Consider the following 20,146-nt stretch of genomic DNA (forward strand, 5'->3'; position numbering starts at 1 on the left):
ATCTGGCTCATAGGCGGCTCGGATCAGGTGGTCAGGCGTATTTCAGCACATTTGAAAACTTGTTCGGAGATTCCCTAAGCGCATGTCGCTTGCAGCTGGCTTGAGGTCGCCGTCAGAGCAGGTTGCAGTGATTCAGAGGTTGATCATCGAGCTACGGGTTCAAGCGGTCCGGCACCCGTCGGGCACTACACGGTGAGGATTCATTGATGACGATGCGACGACGCTTGAGTGTGGGGGCTGCTTTGGTGCTGGCTTTGGGGGCGGGCGCAGTCTGCGCGCAGGCGAAACCTACACTTAATATAGGTTACGTCGATGGGTGGTCGGACAGTGTGGCCACAACCCATGTGGCCGCAGAAGTGATTAAGCAGAAATTGGGCTATGACGTGAAGTTGATGCCGGTGGCGACCGGGATCATGTGGCAGGGCGTGGCCACCGGCAAGCTGGACGCTATGTTGTCCGCCTGGTTGCCGGTCACCCATGGCGAGTATTGGGCGAAGAATAAGGACAAGGTGGTGGATTACGGGCCCAACTTTAAGGACGCAAAAATCGGTTTGATCGTGCCTGACTATGTTGAAGCCACGTCAATTGCCGATCTTAAAGAGGACAAGGGTTATCAACAGAAAATAGTCGGGATTGATGCGGGGTCTGGTGTCATGCTCAAAACGGACCAGGCGATCAAGGATTACGGCCTTGGTTATAAACTGCAAGCCAGTTCCGGCGCGGCCATGACGTCAGAGCTTGGGCGGGCTTATGCCAAAGAACAGCCGGTGGTGGTCACTGGGTGGGTGCCGCACTGGATGTTTGCCAAATGGAAACTGCGCTTTCTGGATGACCCAAAGCAGGTCTACGGGGCCGCAGAAACCGTTAACAGTGTTGGCAGCAAAGCGCTGGACAGCAAAGCACCGGAGGTGGCGGCCTTTTTGAAAAAATTCCAGTGGGCATCGAAAGACGAAATTGGCGAAGTGATGCTGGCCATACAGGAAGGTGAGAAGCCAGAAGTGGCGGCTCGGGAGTGGGTAGCCAAGCACCCCGATCGAGTAGCTGCGTGGACTCAATAAAAACAGCGAGGTGTCTAGCTCGGTGTTTGCGTAACCGCCTGATGCGTGCGTCAGGCGGTTTTTGCGTTTCTGGGGTAGGCAAAATGATGTCAACTTCCATGCAGGCCAGATAAACCGGGGGCTACAGTGGAAGACGGTTCTACTACTAAAGTCGTCTGGCTTAGAAATTCAAGCCCCCTAATAGTGAAATCGTTCCATCTCATCTGTGCTGCGAGGACAAAAATAATGAACGACAGCATTTACCTCACGATTCAAAACAGCCCCCGTTTCAAGGAGCTGGTCAAAAAAAGAGAGCGTTTCGCCTGGATTCTATCGGCGATCATGCTTGGGTTATATGCCGGCTTTATCCTGTTGATTGCCTACGGGTCGCACATCATGGGGGCGAAATTGAGCCCCGGTTCGTCCATTACTTGGGGAATACCGATTGGTGTCGGGCTGATTGTTTCAGCCTTTGTGCTGACAGCTATTTATATCCACCGGGCCAATGGCGAGTTTGACGACCTGAACAATGCAATTCTCAAGGAGGCTGCGCAATGATCCGGCGTCTATTGGCAACACTGGGCCTGGCAGCCTTGTCTTCTGGCGTCTGGGCGGGCGAGGCCCTGACCGGTGAAGTGCAGAAGCAACCCCTTAACGTGTCAGCGATCATCATGTTTGTGGTGTTCGTAGGTGCAACACTGTGCATTACGTATTGGGCCTCCAAGCGTAACAAGTCGGCGGCGGACTACTACGCCGCGGGCGGCAAGATCACCGGTTTTCAGAACGGTCTGGCGATTGCGGGTGACTACATGTCGGCCGCGTCCTTTCTGGGTATTTCCGCGCTGGTGTACACCTCTGGCTACGATGGCCTGATTTATTCCATCGGCTTTTTGGTGGGCTGGCCCATCATCCTGTTCCTGATTGCGGAACGTCTGCGTAACTTGGGCAAGTACACCTTTGCCGACGTGGCGTCCTACCGTCTTGGGCAGACTCAGATCCGCTCCCTGTCGGCCTGCGGATCGCTGGTGGTGGTGGCTTTTTACCTGATCGCCCAGATGGTCGGTGCGGGCAAGCTGATCCAGTTGCTGTTCGGTCTCGATTACCACGTTGCGGTGATCTTGGTGGGCATCCTGATGTGCCTGTATGTGCTGTTCGGTGGCATGCTGGCCACCACGTGGGTACAGATCATCAAAGCCGTGCTGTTGTTGTCCGGTGCAACGTTCATGGCTGTGATGGTCATGAAACACGTCAACTTCGACTTCAACTCGCTGTTTGCCGAAGCGGTGCAGGTTCATCCTAAAGGTGAAGCCATCATGAGCCCGGGCGGTCTGGTCAAAGATCCGATCTCGGCGTTCTCCCTCGGTCTGGCACTGATGTTCGGTACTGCCGGTCTGCCGCACATTCTGATGCGCTTCTTCACCGTGAGTGATGCCAAGGAAGCCCGTAAGAGCGTGCTCTATGCGACTGGCTTCATTGGTTACTTCTACATTCTGACGTTCATCATCGGGTTCGGCGCGATCATTCTTGTCAGCACGAACCCTGCGTTTAAAGACGCGGCAGGCGCGCTGCTGGGCGGCAATAACATGGCGGCTGTGCATTTGGCCGATGCCGTGGGCGGCAGTATCTTCCTGGGCTTCATTTCCGCCGTCGCTTTTGCAACGATTCTGGCGGTGGTCGCGGGCCTGACGTTGGCAGGTGCTTCGGCGGTGTCTCACGACTTGTATGCCAGCGTCATTAAAAAGGGCAAGGCAAACGACAAGGACGAGATTCGTGTCTCGAAAATCACCACCATCGCCCTCGGCGTGCTGGCGATTGGCCTTGGCATCTTGTTTGAAAGCCAGAACATTGCGTTCATGGTGGGCCTGGCGTTCTCCATCGCAGCCAGTTGTAACTTCCCCGTGTTGCTGCTTTCCATGTACTGGAAAAACCTGACCACGCGCGGTGCAATGATTGGTGGTTGGCTGGGGCTGGTAAGCGCAGTCGGCTTGATGATTCTGGGTCCGACCATTTGGGTGCAGATCCTTCATCATGAAAAAGCCATCTTCCCTTACGAGTATCCGGCGCTGTTCTCCATGATCATTGCGTTTGTGGGGATCTGGTTCTTCTCGATCACTGACAAGTCCAAGTCGGCAGAGAAAGAGCGTGCGTTGTTCTTCCCTCAGTTTGTGCGTTCGCAGACGGGCCTGGGGGCGAGCGGGGCGGTGTCGCACTAAGAAAATAATGTAAGGCTGGGCTACTGAAAAATCCCTCTGTCGAAAGGCAGGGGGATTTTTTGTGCATCACAGAAAGGGGGGGGGGGCAGCGCGTCCGATGTGGCAAACCGGAGCTTGTGGGGGACGGTTAGCGTGATTCGTCAAGCGGCCGGGTGTCCAGGGCTGTGATCGTAGTTGCCTGTCTTGGCAATGATTACAGGGCGCTTAGCGTGATCTTGGTGTGCGGCTTGCGGGCAAAAAAATACGGCCTCTATCAGATAGAGGCCGTATTCGTTGCAGGCAGAGCGCTGTCGTTGGGCAGGCGCTTACTTGCGGTCTTCGAGTTTGGTCAGGTCACGCTGCTCGTAACCGGTGTACAGCTGGCGCGGACGGCCGATTTTGTACGGGCTGGAGAGCATTTCTTTCCAGTGCGAGATCCAGCCTACGGTGCGCGACAGGGCGAAGATCACGGTGAACATGCTGGTTGGAATACCGATCGCCTTGAGGATGATCCCCGAGTAGAAGTCGACGTTCGGGTACAGCGAGCGCTCGATGAAGTACGGGTCGGTCAGGGCGATCTCTTCCAGGCGCATGGCCAGTTCGAGTTGCGGATCGTTCTGGATGCCCAGCTCTTTGAGAACTTCGTCGCAGGTCTTTTTCATGACCGTTGCGCGCGGGTCACGGTTTTTGTAAACGCGGTGACCGAAGCCCATCAGTTTGAACGGATCGTTTTTGTCCTTGGCCTTGGCGATGAACTTGTCGATGTTGGAGACATCGCCAATTTCGTCGAGCATGGTCAGCACGGCTTCGTTGGCGCCGCCGTGGGCAGGGCCCCACAGTGCGGCGATGCCCGCAGCAATACAGGCGAACGGGTTGGCACCCGAGGAGCCTGCCAGGCGTACGGTGGAAGTCGAGGCATTCTGTTCGTGGTCGGCGTGCAGGATAAAGATCTTATCCATGGCCTTGGCCAGTACCGGGCTGATCGGTTTGATCTCGCACGGTGTGTTGAACATCATGTGCAGGAAGTTTTCGGCGTAGCTCAGGTCGTTACGTGGGTACATCATGGGTTGGCCCATGGAGTACTTGTAAACCATTGCGGCCAGGGTCGGCATCTTGGCAACCAGGCGGATCGCGGAAATTTCGCGATGCTGCGGGTTATTGATGTCGAGGGAGTCGTGGTAGAAGGCAGACAGGGCGCCAACTACGCCGCACATGACGGCCATCGGGTGGGCGTCGCGACGGAAGCCGTTGAAGAAGGTCTTTAGCTGTTCGTGAACCATGGTGTGGTTCTTGACGGTGCTGACGAACTGGGCTTTCTGCTCTGCGGTCGGCAGTTCGCCGTTCAGCAGCAGGTAAGCGGTTTCAAGGTAGTCAGAGTGTTCGGCCAGTTGTTCGATCGGGTAGCCGCGGTGCAGCAGGATACCGTTGTCACCATCAATATAGGTGATCTTCGACTCGCAGGACGCGGTCGACATGAAGCCAGGGTCAAATGTGAACCGGCCCGTGGCCGTGAGGCCTCGCACATCGATTACATCGGGACCCACGGTGCCAGTTAAAATGGGCAGCTCGACGGGGGCTGCGCCCTCGATGATCAACTGCGCTTTTTTGTCAGCCATGTGGCCTCCTATTTATGCTTGAAATCATCAGACAGACCCCCCACGCAGGGCCCGCACCACTATAGTGAGATAAATTTGAATGTCAATTTGCCTAAAGTCTTGCTGTACAAGGCTTTCAGGAGCGTTTTTTAACGATTATCCCTGCCGTTTACGCCTTTTGTAGCTGCATTGCAATGCGCTATTAGGGGGAGGTGATTGCGTTGTCATTAGTGACCTAACTGTCTATACTCGGCAGCCGACCGCCAGGGGCTTTTGGGCCCGTTTAGATGGGGGTCGTCACTCCCTGGGTGGTGGGTACCTGACCAGTGCACATCCCAACAAACTTGCCCTGATTGTTAGGGGCTCTTCAGTGTGAAAAAAGCCGTGAATAGCCAACGACCTGTAAACCTAGACCTAAGGACCATCAAACTCCCCATTACCGGCGTTACGTCATTTCTGCACCGTGTATCGGGCATCATTCTCTTTCTCGGCCTGGGCATCATGCTTTATGCATTGAGCAAATCCCTGGGTTCGGAAGAAGGTTTTGCCGAGGTGAAGGCATGCTTGACCAGTCCGCTGGCCAAATTCGTTGCGTGGGGCCTGCTATCTGCCTTGCTGTACCACCTGGTGGCAGGTATTCGCCATTTGATCATGGACATGGGCATCGGTGAGACGCTGGAAGGCGGCAAACTGGGCTCGAAAATCGTAATCGTCATTTCCGTGGTGATGATCGTTCTGGCGGGAGTTTGGATATGGTAACCAGCGTTACGAACCTGTCGCGTTCGGGCCTCTATGACTGGATGGCACAGCGTGTGTCTGCGGTCGTTCTAGCGGCTTATTTCATCTTCCTGATCGGGTACCTCGTTGCGAACCCAGGCATTGGCTACGCCCAATGGCATGAGCTGTTCGCAAGCAACTGGATGCGTATCTTCAGCCTGCTGGCCCTTGTTGCACTCGGCGCTCACGCCTGGGTCGGCATGTGGACCATCGCGACTGACTACCTCACGCCAATGGCGCTGGGCAAGTCCGCGACAGCAGTACGTTTCCTCTTCCAGGCAGTATGCGGCGTTGCAATGTTCGCTTACTTCGTCTGGGGTGTGCAGATTCTTTGGGGTATCTGAGTCATGGCTAACACAGTTAATACACTTTCGTTCGACGCCATTATTGTAGGCGGCGGCGGTGCTGGCATGCGTGCTGCTCTGCAGCTGGCACAAGGCGGTCACAAGACTGCTGTAATTACCAAAGTCTTCCCGACCCGTTCACATACCGTATCGGCTCAGGGTGGCATCACTTGCGCCATCGCGTCTGCAGACCCGAACGATGACTGGCGCTGGCACATGTACGATACCGTCAAGGGCTCCGACTACATCGGTGACCAGGACGCTATCGAATACATGTGTTCCGTAGGTCCGGAAGCCGTGTTTGAACTTGAGCACATGGGCTTGCCGTTCTCCCGTACCGAGCAGGGCCGTATTTACCAGCGTCCTTTCGGCGGTCAGTCGAAGGATTTCGGCAAGGGCGGCCAGGCGGCACGTACTTGCGCTGCGGCGGACCGTACCGGCCACGCACTGTTGCACACCCTGTACCAGGCCAACCTCAAGGCTGGCACTGTATTCCTGAACGAATACTACGGTGTGGATCTGGTGAAAAACGAAGACGGCGCCTTTGTTGGCATGATCGTCATCTGCATTGAAACCGGTGAAACCTCTTACGTTCGCGCTAATGCGACCGTACTGGCGACTGGCGGTGCGGGCCGTATTTACTCCTCGACCACCAACGCACTGATCAACACCGGTGACGGTATTGGCATGGCACTGCGCGCAGGCGTTCCGGTGCAGGACATCGAAATGTGGCAGTTCCACCCAACCGGCATCGCCGGCGCGGGTGTACTGGTTACAGAAGGTTGCCGTGGTGAAGGTGGTTACCTGATCAACAAGCACGGCGAGCGTTTCATGGAGCGTTATGCTCCGAACGCCAAAGACCTTGCTGGCCGTGACGTAGTCGCTCGCTCGATGGTTAAAGAAATCATCGCGGGTAACGGTTGCGGTCCGGATGGCGACCACGTGATGCTGAAACTTGATCACCTCGGTGAAGAAGTTCTGCACAGCCGTCTGCCAGGCATCTGCGAACTGTCCAAAACGTTTGCGCACGTCGACCCGGTTCTGGCGCCAGTTCCAGTCGTTCCTACTTGCCACTACATGATGGGTGGTGTTGCCACCAACATTCATGGTCAGGCAATTACTCAGGACGCTGAAGGCAACGACGCAATCATTCCTGGCCTGTTCGCGGTCGGTGAAGTGGCTTGCGTATCGGTTCACGGCGCCAACCGTCTGGGCGGCAACTCGCTGCTCGACCTGGTGGTGTTCGGTCGTGCTGCTGGCCTGTTCCTTGAGCAGACCCTGAAAGAAGGCGTTGATTACGCTCGCCCACGTCAGGCTGATATCGACGCTGCTCTGGCGCGTCTGGATGGCTTGAACTCGCGCACTGATGGCGAAGACGTGGCAACCCTGCGTAAAGAGCTGCAAAGCTGCATGCAGAACTACTTCGGTGTATTCCGTACCGGTGAATACATGCAGAAGGGTATTGCCCAGCTGCAAGAGCTGCGCAAGCGCATCGCCAACGTGAAAATCAACGATAAGAGCCAGGCGTTCAACACGGCCCGTATCGAAGCACTTGAGCTGCAAAACCTGCTTGAAGTGGCAGAAGCCACTGCAATCGCTGCTGAAACCCGTAAAGAATCGCGCGGTGCTCACGCCCGTGAAGACTACGAAGATCGTGACGACGTTAACTGGCTGTGCCACACCCTGTATTTCCCGGGTGAGAAGCGCGTAGCCAAGCGTGCGGTGAATTTCTCGCCGAAAACCGTTCCGACCTTCCAGCCAATGGTTCGTACTTACTAAGGGTGGCCGATATGTTGAAAGTCAGTGTTTATCGCTACAACCCGGATCAGGACGCTGCACCGTTCATGCAAGAGTTCCAGGTCAATACCAATGGTAAAGACTTGATGGTGCTGGACGTTCTGGCCCTGATCAAAGAGCAGGACGAAGGTTTCTCCTATCGTCGCTCTTGCCGCGAGGGCGTTTGTGGCTCGGACGGCATGAACATCAACGGCAAAAACGGTCTGGCGTGCGTAACGCCACTGTCCGCTGTCGTAAAAGGTAACAAGTTGGTGATCCGTCCTCTGCCAGGTTTGCCGGTTATCCGTGACCTGGTCGTCGACATGAGCATCTTCTACAAGCAATACGAGAAGGTGAAGCCATTCCTGCAGAACGATACGCCGGCCCCGGCCATCGAGCGTCTGCAATCGCCAGAAGAGCGTGAAAAGCTCGACGGTCTGTACGAGTGCATCCTGTGTGCTTGCTGCTCGACTTCGTGCCCGTCCTTCTGGTGGAACCCGGACAAGTTCCTGGGCCCTGCTGCACTGCTGCAAGCCTACCGTTTCCTGGCTGACAGCCGTGACACCAAGACCAGCGAGCGTCTGGCTTCACTGGATGACCCGTTCAGCGTATTCCGCTGCCGCGGGATCATGAACTGCGTAAACGTGTGCCCTAAAGGTCTGAACCCGACTAAGGCCATCGGCCACGTGCGTAGCATGCTGCTGCAAAGCGGCGTCTGATACACCGCTATACCGTAGATCGCTGTAACCGAAGATGCTACGGCGCAGGCTTCAACCGGCGCCGTAGTTTTAACCTGAGCAGCAGCTCACAAAGTTGCGGCTCTTATTTTGAAGAAATGAGACCAGCAGGGGCATCCGGGCTGGTACCCGGACTATCAGCGTGATCCTAAGTGGCTTGTTTTAGTCGCTGTATTCGGACTTTCTCAAGCATGCTCTGGTGTTCTCGTCGATGGTGTCCCCTAACCGAGGGTGACCAAGCATGCAAGAAAGCGTGATGCAGCGCATGTGGAACAGCGGCTATCTTTCAGGTGGTAACGCTGCCTATGTGGAAGAGCTCTACGAGCTCTACCTGCACGACCCTAACGCTGTGCCAGAAGAATGGCGCACCAAATTTCAGACGTTGCCGACTGACGGCAACTCTGCCAACGATGTTTCGCACTCCACAATCCGCGATCATTTCGTACTGCTGGCAAAGAACCAGCGCCGCGCCCAACCGGTTTCCGCCGGGAGCGTGAGCAGTGAGCACGAGAAGAAGCAGGTTGAAGTGCTGCGATTGATCCAGGCCTATCGGATGCGCGGCCACCAGGCAGCCCAGCTTGATCCGCTGGGGCTGTGGCAGCGTCCTGCACCTGCAGACCTGTCGATCAATCATTACGGCTTGACCAATGCCGATCTTGATACGACCTTCCGTGCCGGCGACCTGTACATCGGCAAAGAGGAAGCGAGCCTACGCGAAATTCTCGAAGCGTTGCAGCAGACATATTGCCGCACCATTGGCGCAGAGTTCACGCACATCGTCGATTCCGAGCAGCGCCACTGGTTTGAACAGCGCCTCGAAAGCGTGCGCGGCCGCCCAACGTATTCGGCTGAAGTCAAAAGCCATCTGCTTGAGCGCGTCACGGCTGCCGAAGGTCTGGAAAAATACCTGGGGACCAAATACCCGGGCACCAAGCGTTTCGGTCTGGAAGGCGGCGAGAGCCTGATTCCATTGCTAGACGAGCTGATCCAGCGTTCGGGCAACTACGGCACCAAGGAAATCGTCATCGGCATGGCCCACCGTGGTCGTCTGAACGTCCTGGTGAACACCTTCGGTAAAAACCCGCGCGAGTTGTTCGACGAGTTCGAAGGCAAGAAAAAGATCGAGCTGGGTTCCGGTGACGTTAAATACCACCAGGGCTTCTCCTCCAACGTCATGACCTCCGGTGGCGAAGTTCACCTGGCAATGGCGTTTAACCCGTCCCACCTGGAAATCGTTTCTCCGGTGGTTGAAGGGTCTGTACGTGCACGCCAGGATCGTCGTAACGACAAGGCGGGCGACAAGGTTCTGCCGATTTCCATCCACGGTGATGCTGCATTCGCAGGTCAGGGCGTGGTCATGGAAACCTTCCAGATGTCGCAAACACGCGGCTTCAAGACCGGCGGCACCGTACACCTGGTGATTAACAACCAGGTGGGCTTCACCATCAGCAACCCGCTGGACTCGCGTTCGACCGAGTACTGCACCGACGTTGCGAAAATGATCCAGGCGCCGATTCTCCATGTGAATGGTGATGACCCTGAAGCCGTCATGTTCGTGACTCAACTGGCCATCGACTACCGCATGCAGTTCAAGCGTGACGTCGTGATCGACCTGTTCTGCTACCGCCGTCGCGGTCACAACGAGGCCGACGAGCCAAACGGCACCCAGCCGCTGATGTATCAGCAGATCGCCAAACAGCGCACCACGCGTGAACTGTATGCCGATCGTCTGACTCAGGAAGGTGTGGTTGACGCAGATCGCGTTCAGGCCAAGATCGACGAATACCGCAACGCGCTGGACAACGGTCTGCATGTTGTGAAGAGTCTGGTCAAAGAGCCAAACAAAGAGCTGTTCGTAGACTGGCGTCCGTACCTGGGCCATGCCTGGACAGCGCGCCATGACACGCGTTTTGATCTGAAAACCCTGCAAGAACTGTCGGCCAAGCTGCTGGAAATCCCAGAAGGCTTCGTCATGCAGCGCCAGGTGTCGAAGATCTACGAAGACCGTCAAAAAATGCAAGCCGGCGGCCTGCCGATCAACTGGGGTTATGCCGAAACCATGGCATACGCGACCCTGGCGTTCGAAGGTCACCCGATCCGCATGACGGGTCAGGACATCGGTCGCGGTACGTTCTCGCACCGTCACGCCGTGTTGCACAACCAGAAAGACGCCAGCACCTACATTCCGCTGCAGCACCTGTACGAAGGTCAGCCTCGCTTTGATCTGTACGACTCGTTGCTGTCGGAAGAAGCGGTATTGGCGTTTGAATACGGTTACTCGACCACCACGCCAAACGCGCTGGTGATCTGGGAAGCCCAGTTCGGCGACTTCGCCAACGGTGCGCAGGTCGTTATCGACCAGTTCATCACCAGCGGCGAGCACAAGTGGGGTCGCCTGTGCGGTCTGACTATGTTGCTGCCACACGGTTATGAAGGTCAGGGCCCTGAGCACTCCTCGGCACGTCTTGAGCGTTACCTGCAGCTGTGCGCCGAACACAACATTCAGGTATGCGTACCGACCACGCCGGCACAGATCTACCATCTGCTGCGCCGTCAGGTTATCCGTCCGCTGCGCAAGCCGCTGGTGGTTCTGACGCCGAAGTCGTTGCTACGCCACAAGCTGGCCGTCTCGACCCTGGAAGATCTGGCAGAAGGTTCGTTCCAGACCGTTATCCCGGAAATCGACGCGCAGGATCCCGCGAAAGTCGAGCGCATCGTGCTGTGTAGCGGCAAGGTCTACTATGACCTGTTGGAAAAACGCCGTGCCGAAGGTCGTGAAGACATCGCCATCGTGCGTCTTGAGCAGCTGTATCCGTTCCCTGAGGACGACTTGATTGAAGTCCTGGCTCCGTACAAAAACCTGAAACACATAGTGTGGTGTCAGGAAGAGCCGATGAACCAGGGTGCCTGGTACTGCAGCCAGCATCACATGCGCCGCATCATTGGCGGTCACGACAAGTCGCTCGTACTTGAGTACGCGGGCCGTGACGCTTCTGCTGCACCTGCTTGTGGTTATGCATCGATGCACGCCGAGCAACAGGCCAAACTGTTGCAAGATGCGTTTACTGTTTAACGCCTTCGCGCACTGAACCGAATTAAAGGAACCACGAACATGGCTATCGAGATTAAAGCCCCAACTTTTCCGGAATCGGTTGCCGACGGCACCGTTGCCACCTGGCACAAGCAACCGGGCGACGCTGTAAAGCGTGACGACCTGATCGTTGACATCGAGACCGACAAAGTTGTGCTGGAAGTACTGGCCACTGCTGATGGCGTACTGGGCGCAATCGTTAAGAACGAAGGCGACACCGTTCTGTCCGACGAAGTACTGGGCTCCATCGTTGAAGGCGGCGCTGCTGCTCCTGCTGCACCGGCTGCCGCTGCTCCTGCCGCTCAAGCCGCTGCACCTGCTGCCGATGGCGAAGATGACCCGATCGCTGCACCGGCGGCTCGTAAAATCGCTGAAGAAAACGGCATCAACATTGCTTCCGTTGCCGGTACTGGCAAAGGTGGTCGTGTGACCAAGGAAGACGTTGTTGCTGCTGTAGCGGCCAAAAAAGCTGCTCCTGCTGCCGCACCTGCCAAAGCCGCTGCACCGGCTGCAACTGCACCGGTATTCGCTGCTGGCGACCGTGTTGAAAAACGCGTTCCAATGACCCGCGTTCGTGCCACTGTGGCCAAGCGTCTGGTTGAAGCGCAGTCCAACATGGCGATGCTGACCACCTTCAACGAAGTGGACATGACTGAAATCATGGCACTGCGTTCGAAGTACAAGGACCTGTTCGAGAAGTCCCACAACGGCGTGCGTCTGGGCTTCATGTCGTTCTTCGTGAAGGCCGCCACTGAGGCGCTGAAACGCTTCCCGGCTGTCAACGCATCTATCGACGGTTCCGACATCGTTTACCACGGCTACGCAGACATCGGCGTTGCCGTCTCCAGCGACCGCGGCCTGGTGGTTCCTGTTCTGCGTAATGCAGAGCTGATGAGCCTGGCTGAAATCGAAGGCGGCATCGCTGCCTACGGCAAGAAAGCCCGTGACGGCAAGCTGTCGATTGATGAAATGACCGGCGGCACGTTCACGATCACAAACGGTGGTACGTTCGGTTCGATGATGTCGACCCCGATCGTTAACCCGCCGCAAGCTGCGATCCTGGGCATGCACAACATCCTTCAGCGTCCTATGGCCGTCAACGGTCAGGTGGTCATCCGTCCGATGATGTACCTGGCTCTGTCTTACGATCACCGCTTGATCGACGGCAAAGAAGCTGTAAGTTTCCTGGTAGCAATCAAAAACCTGCTGGAAGATCCGGCGCGTCTGCTGCTGGATATCTGATAGAAGCAGCCATGAGCTGCAAGTCTGAAGCCTTGTGTCGTTCGCGGCCTGGCTTTGGCTTGCAGCTCGCGGCTTGAAGCTTGTCGCTAAAAGAGGATTCTTTTACATGTCTCAGAAATTTGACGTTGTAGTGATTGGTGCGGGCCCTGGTGGCTACGTTGCAGCCATCAAGGCCGCTCAACTGGGCCTTTCGACTGCTTGCATCGAAAAATACACCGACAAGGAAGGCAAACTGGCGCTGGGCGGTACGTGCCTGAACGTTGGCTGCATTCCATCCAAGGCGCTGCTGGACAGCTCCTGGAAGTACCACGAAGCCAAGGATGCGTTCGCCATCCACGGTATCAGCACCGGTGAAGTGAAGATGGACGTGCCGGCGATGGTAGGCCGCAAGGCCAACATCGTTAAAGGTCTGACTTCCGGTGTTGCGACCCTGTTCAAGGCAAATGGCGTGACGTCCTTGCAAGGTCACGGCAAATTGCTGGCCGGCAAGAAAGTTGAACTGACCAAGCCTGACGGCAGCGTCGAAATCATCGAAGCTGAGAACGTGATTCTGGCTTCGGGTTCGCGTCCGATCGACATTCCACCGGCTCCAGTGGACAACAACGTAATCGTTGATTCGACTGGCGCCCTGGAATTCCAGTCCGTACCCAAGCGTCTTGGCGTAATCGGCGCTGGCGTAATCGGCCTGGAACTGGGTTCGGTATGGTCGCGTCTGGGGGCTCAGGTCACTGTTTTGGAAGCCCTGGATACGTTCCTGATGGCGGCGGATGCTGCTGTGTCCAAGGAAGCCTACAAAACCCTGACCAAACAAGGTCTGGACATCAAGCTGGGCGCCCGCGTAACCGGTTCCAAGGTGAACGGCGAAGAAGTCGTTGTGACCTACACCGACGCCAACGGCGAACAGACCATTACCTTCGACAAGCTGATCGTAGCGGTAGGCCGCCGTCCGGTGACCACCGAGCTGCTGGCAGCCGACAGCGGCGTGACCATTGACGAACGCGGTTTCGTGTTTGTTGACGATCATTGCGCCACCAGCGTACCGGGCGTCTACGCCATTGGTGACGTGGTGCGCGGCATGATGCTGGCTCACAAGGCTTCCGAAGAAGGCATCATGGTTGTCGAGCGCATCAAAGGTCACAAGACCGAGATGAACTACGACCTGATTCCATCGGTTATTTACACGCACCCGGAGATCGCGTGGGTCGGTAAAACCGAACAGGCCTTGAAAGCTGAAGGCGTTGAAGTTAACGTCGGCACCTTCCCGTTCGCAGCCAGTGGCCGTGCCATGGCAGCAAACGACACCGGTGGCTTTGTAAAAGTCATTGCTGATGCCAAAACTGACCGCGTACTGGGCGTCCACGTGATTGGCCCGAGCGCTGCAGAGCTGGTACAGCAGGGCGCTATCGGTATGGAGTTCGGCACCAGTGCCGAGGACTTGGGCATGATGGTTTTCTCCCATCCAACCTTGTCCGAAGCGTTGCACGAAGCAGCGCTGGCAGTGAATGGCGGCGCCATCCACATTGCCAACCGTAAGAAACGTTAAGACCAGACAATAAGAAACCACGGCGGTTTGCCCGTCGTGAGCCTTGCTCGCAAGCCTCACCGCGGAACTTCCGCCGGACGCAGTCTTGTCCCGTTTCAATCAGGCCCGACTCCGCCCACGCGGGTGTCGGGTTTGTCGAAACAGTGCAAGCAGCAGTCACAGGTGGTGCGGCACTAATAAAAGTGCAGCGCCGAATGCGCAGTACCTAACGAAGACGGTAAAAAGCATGAATCTTCACGAGTATCAGGGTAAGCAGCTGTTCGCTGAATACGGCCTGCCAGTATCCAAGGGTTATGCAGTAGATACCCCGGAAGCGGCCGCAGAAGCATGCGACAAAATCGGCGGAACCGAATGGGTTGTAAAAGCCCAGGTTCACGCAGGTGGTCGCGGTAAAGCGGGCGGTGTAAAGCTGGTTCGCAGCAAAGAAGACGCTAAAGCATTCGCACAACAGTGGTTGGGCAAGCGTCTGGTGACCTACCAGACTGACGCCAATGGTCAGCCGGTCACCAAGATCCTGGTTGAATCGTGCACTGATATCGCTAAAGAGCTGTACCTGGGCGCTGTCGTTGACCGTTCGAGCCGCCGTATCGTGTTCATGGCTTCCACCGAAGGTGGCGTGGACATCGAGAAAATCGCTCACGATACGCCTGAAAAAATTCTTAAAGCCACGATCGATCCACTGGTTGGCGCTCAGCCATTCCAGGGTCGTGAGCTGGCTTTCCAGCTGGGTCTGGAAGGCAAGCAGGTTTCCCAGTTCGCCAAGATCTTCGTTGGTTTGGCCAAACTGTTCCAGGACCACGATCTGGCCCTGCTGGAAGTGAACCCGCTGGTCATCAAGACTGACGGCGATCTGCACTGCCTCGATGCGAAAATCAACATCGACGCTAACGCCATGTACCGCCAGCCTAAGCTGAAGACTTTCCACGATCCGTCCCAGGACGATCCGCGCGAAGCGCACGCTGCCCAGTTCGAACTGAACTACGTAGCGCTGGAAGGTAACATCGGCTGCATGGTTAACGGTGCCGGCCTGGCCATGGGCACCATGGACATCGTCAACCTGCATGGCGGCAAGCCAGCCAACTTCCTCGACGTTGGCGGCGGTGCTACCAAAGAACGCGTAACTGAAGCGTTCAAGATCATTCTGTCCGACAGCAATGTTGCAGCAGTACTGGTCAACATCTTCGGCGGCATCGTTCGTTGCGACATGATTGCCGAAGGCATCATCGGTGCAGTGAAAGAAGTCGGCGTTAAAATCCCGGTGGTTGTGCGCCTTGAAGGCAACAACGCTGAACTGGGCGCTAAAGTACTGGCAGAAAGCGGCTTGAACATCATCGCTGCTACCAGCTTGACCGACGCTGCTCAACAAGTTGTCAAAGCTGCGGAGGGCAAGTAATGAGCGTCCTGATCAATAAAGACACCAAGGTTATCTGCCAGGGCATCACCGGTTCGCAGGGTAGCTTCCACACCCAGCAAGCCATTGAGTACGGCACCAAAATGGTCGGTGGCGTTACGCCGGGCAAAGGCGGTACCACTCACCTGGACCTGCCTGTTTTCAACACCGTAAAAGAAGCTGTTGCGGCTACGGGTGCAACTGCCAGCGTTATTTACGTACCGGCTCCGTTTTGCAAGGACTCTATCCTTGAAGCAGCGTTCGGTGGCATCAAACTGATCGTGTGCATCACTGAAGGCATTCCTACCCTGGACATGCTGGACGCTAAAGTTAAGTGCGACGAGCTGGGCGTGACCCTGATCGGCCCTAACTGCCCAGGCGTGATCACGCCGGGCGAATGCAAGATCGGCATCATGCCAGGTCACATCCACTTGCCAGGCAAAGTAGGCATCGTGTCGCGTTCCGGCACCCTGACTTACGAAGCTGTCAAGCAGACTACTGACGCCGGTTTCGGTCAGTCGACTTGCGTGGGCATCGGTGGTGACCCGATTCCTGGTTCCAACTTCATCGACATTCTGAAGCTGTTCCAGGAAGACCCGAAGACCGAAGCGATCGTTATGATCGGTGAGATCGGCGGTTCGGCTGAAGAAGAAGCGGCTGCTTACATCAAGGCAAACGTGACCAAGCCGGTTGTTTCCTACATCGCTGGTGTGACTGCCCCTGCAGGCAAGCGCATGGGCCATGCTGGCGCAATCATCTCTGGCGGTAAGGGCACTGCAGACGAGAAGTTTGCTGCTCTGGAAGACGCAGGCGTTAAAACCGTGCGTTCGCTGGCAGACATCGGCAAGGCGTTGTCCGAGCTGACTGGCTGGGCAATCAAATAAGCCATTGGCTTAGCTGACTGTTACACCAGGCAAAGGCCACCTTCGGGTGGCCTTTGTGCGTTCAGGCTCCGGTGCATTGAAAAGCGCTATGGCAGAGCTGATATCACATAGGCAAGCCGGGATCGACGCCGTTCCGGAATGCTTGAGGTTCTAGTGCGCCGTCATGTTTCTGCGCGCCCAGCCGAAGACCCGCGATAGCGTTTTAACGACCCTTACGACCTGTGATGCTCTCTCGCGCTACTCTTCAATGGCTCCAAAGCTTGCACACCCTGTTGGCAGGTTTGCCAGCAGATTAGTGATTGAAAGCGTAGGTTGTTATGACTCGTCTTGTAGGAAAAGCACACCAAGGCGAATTTCGATGTCATCAAAGCGACAACTGCGTGCGTTCATCGGACAGAGCGCCCTGCAACAGTGCGTTGCAGGAAAAAAATGGGTAATCTGACAGCCAATTCTGCGTTCGCATCCCACAAGGAAGCCACGCGCTAGACGGGTTGGACTTATACAGTTCGACAGCATTTCCCACATCCGCACGGGAAATTCCCCCTCTAAATTCCGATTCAGTAGTGTGGTATTTCCGTAATGAAAGTATTGAAAGGCCAGGACATCCTGGCGCTTGGGTTTATGACGTTTGCCCTGTTCGTTGGGGCTGGCAATATCATTTTCCCGCCGATCGTTGGCCTGCAAGCCGGACCTAATGTCTGGATTGCTGCATTGGGCTTTCTGACCACGGCTGTAGGCTTGCCGGTCATCACCGTTGTGGCGCTGGCGAAAGTCGGCGGCGGTATGGATGCGCTGAGTAGCCCGATCGGTAAAATCGCTGGCGGCTTGCTGGCTGCGGTTGCGTACCTGGCGGTAGGTCCGCTGTTCGCGACCCCGCGTACGGCCACCGTGTCGTTTGAGGTCGGCCTCGCGCCTTTGACCGGTGAAAGCCCGCTGGCGCTGTTCCTCTACAGCTCGGTGTACTTCCTTATCGTGTTCTTCGTTTCACTGTACCCGGGCCGCCTTTTGGACACCGTAGGGCGTTTTCTGGCGCCGCTGAAAATCATCGCGCTGGCGATCCTCGGCATTGCTGCGTTTGCGTTACCGGCTGGCGACATTGGCGTGGCAACCCCGGAATACGTTGCCGCGCCATTCTCCCAAGGGTTCATCAATGGTTATCTGACCATGGACACGCTGGGTGCATTGGTATTCGGCATTGTCATTGTTAATGCCATCCGCTCCCGTGGTGTGGAGTCACCGAAGTTGATCACCCGGTATGCAATCATTGCCGGTTTGATCGCAGGTGTGGGCCTGGCGCTGGTGTATGTCAGCCTGTTCCGTCTCGGTTCGGGCAGCCATGAAGTGGCTGCGGGTGCCACCAACGGCGCTGCGGTACTGCACGCTTACGTACAACACACCTTTGGTTCGTTGGGCAGCGGTTTTCTGGCGGTATTGATTGCACTGGCCTGCCTCGTAACTGCGGTCGGTCTGACCTGCGCCTGTGCTGAATACTTCAGTACTGTTCTGCCACTGTCCTACAAGGCTCTGGTGTTGATACTGGCAGTCTTCTCGCTGGCGGTGTCCAACCTGGGCCTGACTCAGTTGATCGCGTTCTCCATTCCATTGCTGACAGCGATTTACCCGCCGTGCATCGTGCTGGTGGCGCTGAGTTTCTGCAAAGGCTTGTGGCACGCTCAAGCACGAATCGTGGGCCCGGTGATGCTGGTGTCCTTCATCTTCGGTTCCATCGATGCCCTTAAAGGGGCTGGCATGGCGGGCTGGATTCCTGATCGACTGGTTAACATGCCTTTCAGTGAGCAAGGGCTGGCGTGGCTGGTGCCTTCTCTGGTGGTTCTGTTGGGTGCGGTGATTTGCGACCGCATGCTGGGCAAGCGTCAAGAAGCGCTGGCGTAATCATTCAGCCCGCCACAAGCGGGCAATGACGACATGAAAATGCCCTGTATCAATTTGATACAGGGCATTTTTTATGGGCGTGTCTTTTTGCTGGCTAAAGCGTCGAACGCACGTGCATAACTCTTACCCTCACGTGCGCTTCGGGAAAACCCATGTCGTTCATTCAGTCAAATTGGACTCATCTTTTAGCCGCACTCTGGTTTGTCGTGTGCTGGGGTGGCTACACACGCTATGCCACCTGGAAAGCGCGTGACACGGCCTGTCTTGCCAGCGTCTTGCACTTGTATCGAAAGGACTGGATGCGCCGCATGCTATTGCGCGACAACCGCATTGCCGACGCGAGTGTGATTGGCAATCTGGAACGCAATGCATCCTTTTTTGCCTCCAGCACCCTGATTATTCTCGCGGGTATTCTGACTGTGCTGGGCGCATCGGAGCGGGCGGTGTCGCTGTTGGCGGATATCCCCATGGTGCAACAAGCGTCGCAGGGCATGTCTGAAATCAAGTTGTTGTGCCTGGCACTGGTATTCGTTTATGCCTTCTTTACCTTCAGCTGGTGCATGCGCCAATACAACTTTGCCGCCATCCTCATTGGATCGGCGCCCATGATTGGCGAGCGCGATGTTGCGGAACAAGAGCGCAAGGCATTTGCATTGCGCGCGGCCAAAGTGATTTCGATGGCAGCCAACCAGTTCAACTTTGGCCTGCGTTCGTATTACTTCGGCATGACCATGCTGGCGTGGTTTGTCAGCCCGTGGTTGTTTATGCTGATGAGCGCGGGTGTCGTCGTGGTTTTATACCGACGCGAGTTTCATTCTGACGTGTTGAGTGTCATGGTCTACACCCCGACTGAGGCGCCGTTGCCTGAGTCAAACAAGGACGCAACCCCATGAGTATTCCTTTCTGGTGTGTTTTTATTAGCGCACTGTTGATCTTTATTGCACGCGTGCCCGTGGCCAAAGCCATGAAAGAGCAGGGCGGCTATGACAATCAATTACCGCGTGAACAACAGGCGCGTTTGACAGGCCTGGGCGCGCGAGCACTGGCGGGGCATCAGAACAGTTTTGAAGCCTTCATGCTGTTCTCGGCGGCTGTATTGATGGCGCACACCACCCAAACACAGGGTTTGCTAATTGACACATTGGCCATTGTGTTTGTGTGCGCACGCATTGTGTTTTTGCTGTGTTACTGGGCTGATAGGGCGTTGCAACGCTCTCTGGCGTGGGTGGTCGGGATGCTTTGCACACTCTTGTTAATGTTGAGTCCTGCATTCAAAAGTTTGTTGGTCTGACTCGGCAAATCGCAGACAAAGTAAAGCCCGCATTGAGCGGGCTTTCTTTTGCAGCCAAGTAAATGAATTACTTGGTAGCAGGAGCAGCTTCTGTAGCAGCAGGTGCAACTGGAGCAGCCGGAGCGGCTTCTTCAGCAGCGGCTTTGTTCGACTCAGCCTGATCTTTAGCGGCTTCGGCGTTCTCTTTTGCAGCTTCGTTTACTTTGTCTTGTGCTTCATTCATTTTTTCTTGAGCTTGCTCGGAGTGTTGAGCAGCGTCTTGTGCTTTATCTTCGGATTTTTTGTCGCAAGCAGCGAGACCGAGGGAAGCAGCCAACATCAAGGCAACAGCGAAAGTCTTACGCATGGGGTGTT

17 protein-coding genes are annotated in these 20,146 nt (G+C 56.1%); 15 read left to right on the plus strand and 2 right to left on the minus strand.

What is annotated here, in order from left to right; all coding sequences use genetic code 11:
• Positions 1-206 precede the first annotated feature (206 nt).
• The 3 genes from CJF39_RS20875 to CJF39_RS20885 all read left to right on the plus strand — a co-directional run bounded on the left by CJF39_RS20875 (position 207) and on the right by CJF39_RS20885 (position 3,250).
• Complete coding sequence (locus CJF39_RS20875; protein ID WP_094995134.1) at positions 207-1,058, plus strand: glycine betaine ABC transporter substrate-binding protein; 852 nt, start codon at positions 207-209, stop codon at positions 1,056-1,058.
• Between the two features lie 225 nt (positions 1,059-1,283).
• The gene (locus tag CJF39_RS20880; RefSeq protein ID WP_047274253.1) at positions 1,284-1,595 is read left to right on the plus strand and encodes a DUF485 domain-containing protein; all 312 of its coding nucleotides are present in this window, start codon (positions 1,284-1,286) and stop codon (positions 1,593-1,595) included.
• Positions 1,592-3,250 (plus strand): cation acetate symporter, encoded by a 1,659-nt coding sequence (locus CJF39_RS20885; RefSeq protein ID WP_070411960.1) that lies wholly within the window; start codon positions 1,592-1,594, stop codon positions 3,248-3,250. The genes CJF39_RS20880 and CJF39_RS20885 overlap by 4 nt, the downstream gene beginning before the upstream one ends.
• Positions 3,251-3,555: 305 nt before the next feature.
• Here the strand turns inward: CJF39_RS20885 and gltA are convergent, their stop codons facing one another.
• The gene (gene gltA / locus CJF39_RS20890; RefSeq protein ID WP_094995135.1) at positions 3,556-4,845 is read right to left on the minus strand and encodes a citrate synthase; all 1,290 of its coding nucleotides are present in this window, start codon (positions 4,843-4,845) and stop codon (positions 3,556-3,558) included.
• A gap of 351 nt (positions 4,846-5,196) precedes the next feature.
• Between gltA and sdhC the strand changes: the two genes are divergently transcribed.
• From sdhC to CJF39_RS20950, 12 genes are all read left to right on the plus strand, one after another.
• Positions 5,197-5,583 (plus strand): succinate dehydrogenase, cytochrome b556 subunit, encoded by a 387-nt coding sequence (sdhC, locus tag CJF39_RS20895; protein WP_070411961.1) that lies wholly within the window; start codon positions 5,197-5,199, stop codon positions 5,581-5,583.
• A complete protein-coding gene (sdhD, locus tag CJF39_RS20900; RefSeq protein ID WP_003446906.1) occupies positions 5,577-5,945 on the plus strand; it encodes a succinate dehydrogenase, hydrophobic membrane anchor protein in 369 nt (122 codons plus the stop codon). The genes sdhC and sdhD overlap by 7 nt, the downstream gene beginning before the upstream one ends.
• A gap of 3 nt (positions 5,946-5,948) precedes the next feature.
• Positions 5,949-7,724: a succinate dehydrogenase flavoprotein subunit gene (sdhA, locus tag CJF39_RS20905; protein ID WP_047274260.1), complete on the plus strand. Its 1,776-nt coding sequence runs from the start codon at positions 5,949-5,951 to the stop codon at positions 7,722-7,724.
• Between the two features lie 11 nt (positions 7,725-7,735).
• The gene (locus CJF39_RS20910; RefSeq protein WP_047274262.1) at positions 7,736-8,440 is read left to right on the plus strand and encodes a succinate dehydrogenase iron-sulfur subunit; all 705 of its coding nucleotides are present in this window, start codon (positions 7,736-7,738) and stop codon (positions 8,438-8,440) included.
• Between the two features lie 259 nt (positions 8,441-8,699).
• Positions 8,700-11,531, plus strand: coding sequence for a 2-oxoglutarate dehydrogenase E1 component (locus CJF39_RS20915; protein ID WP_094995136.1), 2,832 nt, complete (start codon positions 8,700-8,702; stop codon positions 11,529-11,531).
• Between the two features lie 39 nt (positions 11,532-11,570).
• Positions 11,571-12,791 carry a 2-oxoglutarate dehydrogenase complex dihydrolipoyllysine-residue succinyltransferase gene (odhB, locus tag CJF39_RS20920; RefSeq protein ID WP_047274266.1) on the plus strand — a complete coding sequence of 407 codons (1,221 nt, stop codon included), beginning with the start codon at positions 11,571-11,573 and terminating at the stop codon, positions 12,789-12,791.
• A gap of 106 nt (positions 12,792-12,897) precedes the next feature.
• The gene (gene lpdA / locus CJF39_RS20925) at positions 12,898-14,334 is read left to right on the plus strand and encodes a dihydrolipoyl dehydrogenase (RefSeq protein WP_047274268.1); all 1,437 of its coding nucleotides are present in this window, start codon (positions 12,898-12,900) and stop codon (positions 14,332-14,334) included.
• A 226-nt stretch (positions 14,335-14,560) separates the two neighbouring features.
• Positions 14,561-15,727: an ADP-forming succinate--CoA ligase subunit beta gene (gene sucC / locus CJF39_RS20930; protein WP_047274270.1), complete on the plus strand. Its 1,167-nt coding sequence runs from the start codon at positions 14,561-14,563 to the stop codon at positions 15,725-15,727.
• The gene (sucD, locus tag CJF39_RS20935) at positions 15,727-16,608 is read left to right on the plus strand and encodes a succinate--CoA ligase subunit alpha (protein WP_016780174.1); all 882 of its coding nucleotides are present in this window, start codon (positions 15,727-15,729) and stop codon (positions 16,606-16,608) included. Before sucC ends, sucD begins: the two co-directional genes overlap by 1 nt.
• Before the next feature lie 579 nt (positions 16,609-17,187).
• Positions 17,188-18,501 (plus strand): branched-chain amino acid transport system II carrier protein, encoded by a 1,314-nt coding sequence (gene brnQ, locus CJF39_RS20940; RefSeq protein WP_094995137.1) that lies wholly within the window; start codon positions 17,188-17,190, stop codon positions 18,499-18,501.
• Between the two features lie 152 nt (positions 18,502-18,653).
• Positions 18,654-19,394: a DUF599 domain-containing protein gene (locus tag CJF39_RS20945; protein ID WP_094995138.1), complete on the plus strand. Its 741-nt coding sequence runs from the start codon at positions 18,654-18,656 to the stop codon at positions 19,392-19,394.
• On the plus strand, positions 19,391-19,792 hold the full coding sequence (locus CJF39_RS20950) for an MAPEG family protein (RefSeq protein WP_094995139.1): 402 nt from the start codon (positions 19,391-19,393) through the stop codon (positions 19,790-19,792). The genes CJF39_RS20945 and CJF39_RS20950 overlap by 4 nt, the downstream gene beginning before the upstream one ends.
• A 67-nt stretch (positions 19,793-19,859) precedes the next feature.
• On the opposite strand, the gene CJF39_RS20955 is transcribed toward CJF39_RS20950, so the two are convergent.
• Positions 19,860-20,138 carry a hypothetical protein gene (locus CJF39_RS20955; protein WP_094995140.1) on the minus strand — a complete coding sequence of 93 codons (279 nt, stop codon included), beginning with the start codon at positions 20,136-20,138 and terminating at the stop codon, positions 19,860-19,862.
• Positions 20,139-20,146: the final 8 nt, after the last annotated feature.

The sequence above is a fragment of the Pseudomonas lundensis genome (genome assembly GCF_002269125.1).
Taxonomy (GTDB): Bacteria; Pseudomonadota; Gammaproteobacteria; order Pseudomonadales; family Pseudomonadaceae; genus Aquipseudomonas; species Aquipseudomonas lundensis_A.

Coding starts and splice junctions, on each gene's coding strand:
- CJF39_RS20875 (WP_094995134.1), top strand. CDS start 207: ATGACGATGCGACGACGCTTGAGTGTGGGGGCTGCTTTGGTGCTGGCT.
- CJF39_RS20880 (WP_047274253.1), top strand. CDS start 1,284: ATGAACGACAGCATTTACCTCACGATTCAAAACAGCCCCCGTTTCAAG.
- CJF39_RS20885 (WP_070411960.1), top strand. CDS start 1,592: ATGATCCGGCGTCTATTGGCAACACTGGGCCTGGCAGCCTTGTCTTCT.
- gltA (WP_094995135.1), bottom strand. CDS start 4,845: ATGGCTGACAAAAAAGCGCAGTTGATCATCGAGGGCGCAGCCCCCGTC.
- sdhD (WP_003446906.1), top strand. CDS start 5,577: ATGGTAACCAGCGTTACGAACCTGTCGCGTTCGGGCCTCTATGACTGG.
- sdhA (WP_047274260.1), top strand. CDS start 5,949: ATGGCTAACACAGTTAATACACTTTCGTTCGACGCCATTATTGTAGGC.
- CJF39_RS20910 (WP_047274262.1), top strand. CDS start 7,736: ATGTTGAAAGTCAGTGTTTATCGCTACAACCCGGATCAGGACGCTGCA.
- CJF39_RS20915 (WP_094995136.1), top strand. CDS start 8,700: ATGCAAGAAAGCGTGATGCAGCGCATGTGGAACAGCGGCTATCTTTCA.
- odhB (WP_047274266.1), top strand. CDS start 11,571: ATGGCTATCGAGATTAAAGCCCCAACTTTTCCGGAATCGGTTGCCGAC.
- lpdA (WP_047274268.1), top strand. CDS start 12,898: ATGTCTCAGAAATTTGACGTTGTAGTGATTGGTGCGGGCCCTGGTGGC.
- sucC (WP_047274270.1), top strand. CDS start 14,561: ATGAATCTTCACGAGTATCAGGGTAAGCAGCTGTTCGCTGAATACGGC.
- sucD (WP_016780174.1), top strand. CDS start 15,727: ATGAGCGTCCTGATCAATAAAGACACCAAGGTTATCTGCCAGGGCATC.
- brnQ (WP_094995137.1), top strand. CDS start 17,188: ATGAAAGTATTGAAAGGCCAGGACATCCTGGCGCTTGGGTTTATGACG.
- CJF39_RS20945 (WP_094995138.1), top strand. CDS start 18,654: ATGTCGTTCATTCAGTCAAATTGGACTCATCTTTTAGCCGCACTCTGG.
- CJF39_RS20950 (WP_094995139.1), top strand. CDS start 19,391: ATGAGTATTCCTTTCTGGTGTGTTTTTATTAGCGCACTGTTGATCTTT.
- CJF39_RS20955 (WP_094995140.1), bottom strand. CDS start 20,138: ATGCGTAAGACTTTCGCTGTTGCCTTGATGTTGGCTGCTTCCCTCGGT.